At 42.4% G+C, this 4,865-nt stretch carries 4 protein-coding genes; 1 reads left to right on the forward strand and 3 read right to left on the reverse strand.

The features are described from left to right. The 3 genes from A7325_RS13805 to A7325_RS12520 all read right to left on the reverse strand — a co-directional run. The coding region (locus tag A7325_RS13805) for an IS1 family transposase (protein WP_156508557.1) at positions 1-455 on the reverse strand (455 nt) is incomplete at its 3' end. 322 nt (positions 456-777) lie between these two features. Next, positions 778-2,232: an imelysin family protein gene (locus tag A7325_RS12515; protein WP_068408635.1), complete on the reverse strand. Its 1,455-nt coding sequence runs from the start codon at positions 2,230-2,232 to the stop codon at positions 778-780. A gap of 281 nt (positions 2,233-2,513) precedes the next feature. Continuing rightward, positions 2,514-3,167, reverse strand: coding sequence for an OmpA family protein (locus tag A7325_RS12520; protein WP_068408637.1), 654 nt, complete (start codon positions 3,165-3,167; stop codon positions 2,514-2,516). Positions 3,168-3,681: 514 nt separating this feature from the next. Here A7325_RS12520 and A7325_RS12525 point away from each other — a divergent pair. After that, complete coding sequence (locus A7325_RS12525; protein WP_068408639.1) at positions 3,682-4,650, forward strand: acyltransferase; 969 nt, start codon at positions 3,682-3,684, stop codon at positions 4,648-4,650. Positions 4,651-4,865 lie beyond the last annotated feature (215 nt).

A 4,865-nucleotide genomic window follows, 5' to 3' on the forward strand; every position in this document is an offset into this window, starting at 1 on the left:
AGACGGGCTCTTAGCTTCTTAGCTGTTTTCAGGTCACGTTTGCCCCAAACATAAGCAACAATCTCATTGGTAGCGCGGTCATAAGCATAAATAAGCCAAACTTTACGCTTTTTGCGATATACGTAAGTCCAGAACTCATCAACCTCTAAGCGTTCATAATAGCGCTTTTTAGGTGTAATCTTATAGACCGATGAGCCTATGGTGCTAAGGACTTTACCAATACTAATAGAGGCTATAACGGCTATGTCTCTGACGCCGCAACCTCTAACCGTCATTAGCCGTATGATGTCTTCTATTTTAGAGTGACAGCCATGATAAGTTAAGGCATGGTCGCCAATGAATTGACGTTTGCAGTCCTTGCACTGGTAGTTCTGCTTGCCATAGCTTTTTTTGCCGTGTATCGAAAAACTGGAGCTGTGACAGTCGGGGCAATTGATCTGTATTTGTGTCTTCATAACCTCAAATATATCATCTTGCTTCGGCTGTCACCCTCCTTTCATCTCCTCAGCATACTTTCTGACACACCACCAATATTTCAATTCGATAAATCATTGCTGCGCTATAAAAAAACACGCTGCCAACAGCGGTCGACAACGTGTATATTATACCTAAATTATTTTTCTATAAAAATAATTCTCATTCACTGATAACGACTCATCAGGCACATAAATACAGGCTATTAAGGCTTCCTAAATTAAAACCAAAAGCACCATTTTAAATAGATGTCCTTTTAAATAAGCGCTCTTTTAAATAAGCGCTCTTTTAAATAAGCACTATTTAAAACTGTGAACCTGCATCAGCGTCTAAATTATCAATGCCAACGGCTTTTGCTGCATTTTCGATACCATCGGTTAGCTGTTGTAAGCTTGTGATACTACTTTCAATCCAGCCGCGGCGTTTGTTTTGCTCTTCAGCAGAAATACCGTGCTTGCTGGCTTGACCTACGGTTGCAATCATCTGATCGACCTTGATGCCTTCTTTCTCGGCTTTTTCAACGATGACTTTAAACGCCGCTTCTACGTTAGCAAAATCAGTCGCAAGTTTATCAGCCGCTTCTTTATTGCCGGTATCGACAAGATAATTCTTTAGTCCATAACCGCCCACTGTCTTGCCAGCGACGGTTTTATAGCCGCCATTAAAGATATTTTGAATACCGCGGGCATTATTGGCATAGCTCAAATGGGTCAAATCACTAAAGCATTCATGCTCATCTTCGGTAGAGCCAGTGACGAACGCCACCTGTATACGCTCAGAAGCTAGCTCACCAAGTGCTAAGCTGCCCATTTGATACATGATTTGACGCAGACCGTTTTTGTCTTTACGGGCCATCATATCGCTACGTAAGGTGTTTTCGCTATCAGGTTGCCACTGGGCTTCCATCGCGGTCAAATCATTGATCAATAACTGGGTAACCGCTTTTAGATACTGTCCACGGCGCTCGCAAATACTCGCATCTGTGTTTGTCGTATCGCCGCTGGTACATTCGCCCTCGGTCGTTATATAGTCGCTCACCGGACGATTACCTGCACCTTCACCAACGCCATTGGTATCCTGTCCCCACAGCAGAAACTCAATCGCATGATAACCGGTAGTGACATTAGCCTCACTACCACCAATCTCGTTCATCTCAGCCAGCAAGTCAGGCGTAATGGTGCTGGTATCTTGCTTGATGCTACCAACCGTGATGCTCTTGCTATTGATAATATTGTCCTGACTGTTATATTCACCCTCATAACTGTCACTAACATAGTCAATCAAGGCTTCATCTAGCGGCCAAGCATTTACCTGTCCTTCCCAGCCATCAACGCTACCAAGTGCGCGTTTATCATCAGCGGTCACAAAGCCTTCGTCGAAGCGAAACACTTCAGCCTGTGAATATGGCTGACGCGCGGCTTTATAGGCAGCCTTTGCAGCGTCAAGATTGGCTTGGGTCGGCGTGTCTACATAAGTATTCACTGCTGTTTGTAAAAGTTTGGCCGTTTCTAAAGAATCTTTATAGGCGGCGTGCGCCATATCAGCATAGCTAATCAACAATCGATCGATATGCGCCTGATCAGCAGCCGAAGACGTTTTGTTATCGCTGTTTTGGGTTGCTTGGACGTCGGTTTGTGCCTCTGACGCTGTGGTCTCATCAGACTGTTTGGTACATCCTGATACTAGCAGTATCCCTGCCAATGCAGCAGCTAAAGTAGTCGGTAAAATTTTACGGCTTGTCGCTGGGCTGATATTCATACACGTCCTCGATGAGATACATTAGATAAAATGACAAAAGATAAAGTGATAAAAGGAAAGCTTAAAGACTTATAATTTCAATAAGATAAAATCCATTTAAACCCTAGTTAAATTTAAACGCCCGTTAAAGGCTGACAAAATTCAATCCCTGCAAATTATAATGTTATTGATAACTATTATCAAATATAATTTTTTGAATATTAGACGAATTTCAAGCAAAAAAAGACCAACTTTGCGTTGGTCTTTTTTAATTTACATTATATTTTAAATATCAGTAGCGATTAACGAACGCTGCTTGGTGCATTTACCGTTAGCTCAACGCGGCGGTTCTGCTGACGACCATAATCGCTATTGTTATCAGCGATTGGACGAGTCTGGCCATAAGCAACTACGTTGATACGGTTAGAAGCTACGCCGCGGCTAACCAGATAATTTCTCACAGAGTTGGCACGATCGCGTGACAAGTTCATGTTATAAGATGGGTTACCTACACTGTCGGTATGACCAGCAATCGTAACTGTATTTTGGTTATATTCATTCATCGTTGCCGCAAGCTTATCAAGCGTTGGTCTAAACGATGGGTTCAACGAAGCACTGTCAAAGGCAAAAGTGATATTACCTGGCATAACCAAGTCAATGTTACCGTTTGCATTTGGGGTAACCGTAACGCCAGTACCCGCCATTTGCTGCTCTAGCTGCTTCGCTTGACGCTCCATGTAGTAGCCTACGCCTGCACCCAATGCTGCACCGATAGCCGCATCACGACCAGTTTTACTACCGCCTGTTGCTTTTGAGATAGTGGCACCACCAGCTGCACCCGCTAGCGTACCGATAGCAGTTTTATTTAAACGTTGCTGTCCAGTGTTTGGATCAGTCGTACAGCCACTCAATGCTAAGCCTGATGCCAATGCTGCAACCATTAATGTATTACGCATAATATGTCCTCTTAAGTTGAAAAAATGGGCTATCAATATAGGTATCGATAAATAAACGGTGTTTTTATAGATATTGCTTGTCACGAATATGCGTCAACAAACCTGTTTATTTGTTTATTCACACTTACTATTATTATGGCAATTACCGTCTATTTGTGTGTAATATTTTGTCACATCTATGTATGGAAAGTGCATAAGTATCTATAGTCTAGTGTTTATAAAAGCGCGTTGTTTGTTACCGCAAGTCACGTTTACAGTCGTACACTCTAATTATTTTCTGCTAACATTATCTTATAAAAACTTTGGTAGAAACATTTTACGAATTAAAAAGCCGAATAATAACTGGACTAAAATTAGGTCTTACCTAATATTAGTACTAAAATTTATTAGATAAAATGCGATTATAATTTGCTAAAACTTGTTAGAAAAATTAGCTGTATTTTTGAGATGATATAAAACACCGGTTTAACCATAATAGTGAAACGATTAACGAGCAAATAGTAAGGAATAAGACATGCGCTTGAACGCTGCGATGCAAAAAATACACGAACGCGCGCCAAAACTTGGCAAAGCAATGTCGCTTACCACAGCGGCCGGAGTCATCGCTGCCAATAGTTTTGGCGGCAGTATTCCATTATGGCTTATGGGCGTTGGCAAAATTATCACGGGCGCTCCTATCGCTGATAGGACGGTAATAAAGATTGCCGAGCACTGGATTGGTAGCAATAATGCTTTGATTGATACCATATTACCGCGTAAGGATTGGCGTATTCAATTGCCGGATGATGTACATATGGACGGCAAATATCTGCTGGTCAGCAATCATCAGTCTTGGGTCGATACCAGCATCGTGCAATACATTAGTGAAAAACGCTTACCACTGACCCGGTTTTTCACCAAGTTTGAGCTCATCTATATTCCTATCGTTGGGCAGGCATTTTACTTTTTAGATTTTCCAATGATGCGGCGCCATTCTAAAGAAGCAGTTGCTAAAAACCCAGCGCTTAAAGGCAAAGATATCGAAGAAGCCAAGCGCGCTTGTGCATTATTAAAGGACAAGCCGTTTACCTTGTTGAATTATTTGGAAGGCACGCGCTTTACCCAAGAAAAACATGATAAACAAAACTCACCCTATACCCATCTATTAAAACCGCGCGCTGGCGGTTTGTCGCTGGCGATTAACGCCTTGGGCGCTGATATCGATGGTATCTTAGATATGACCATCGTCTACCCTGACGGCGTGCCAACCTATGGCGATTTGTGGAAAGGCAATATCAAACGCTTAGGCGTCGATGTCCGCCATATTGCCATACCCGATGCGCTGTTTGCCGGTATTCAAGGCGGCGGCTACGAAAACGATGAGACCGTTAAAGCGCAAATGTTTGAGTGGGTCGAGCAAATTTGGCGTCAAAAAGATATGCGTATCACACAGATGCTGGCGGATTTTGAGACTCATCCGCAAGCGGCGCATCAAAGTGAATAAAAAAGGACATTAAAAAAATTGATTAAAAAAAGCCATTAAAATTTTTGATGGTGTATCAAAAAGTATGCTGGGGTAATAAAGGAAGGGTGACAGCCGAAGCAAGATGATATATTTGAGGTTATGAAGACACAAATACAGATCAATTGCCCCGACTGTCACAGTCCCAGTTTTTCGATACACGGCAAAAAAAGCTATGGCAAGCAGAACTACCAGTG

Origin of the sequence: Psychrobacter sp. SHUES1, assembly GCF_001652315.1 — a bacterium.
GTDB lineage: Bacteria > Pseudomonadota > Gammaproteobacteria > Pseudomonadales > Moraxellaceae > Psychrobacter > Psychrobacter faecalis.

Excerpts from the sequence above, each read along its gene's own strand:
- A7325_RS12520 (WP_068408637.1), bottom strand. The coding sequence starts at position 3,167 with ATGCGTAATACATTAATGGTTGCAGCATTGGCATCAGGCTTAGCATTG.
- A7325_RS12525 (WP_068408639.1), top strand. The coding sequence starts at position 3,682 with ATGCGCTTGAACGCTGCGATGCAAAAAATACACGAACGCGCGCCAAAA.
- A7325_RS12515 (WP_068408635.1), bottom strand. The coding sequence starts at position 2,232 with ATGAATATCAGCCCAGCGACAAGCCGTAAAATTTTACCGACTACTTTA.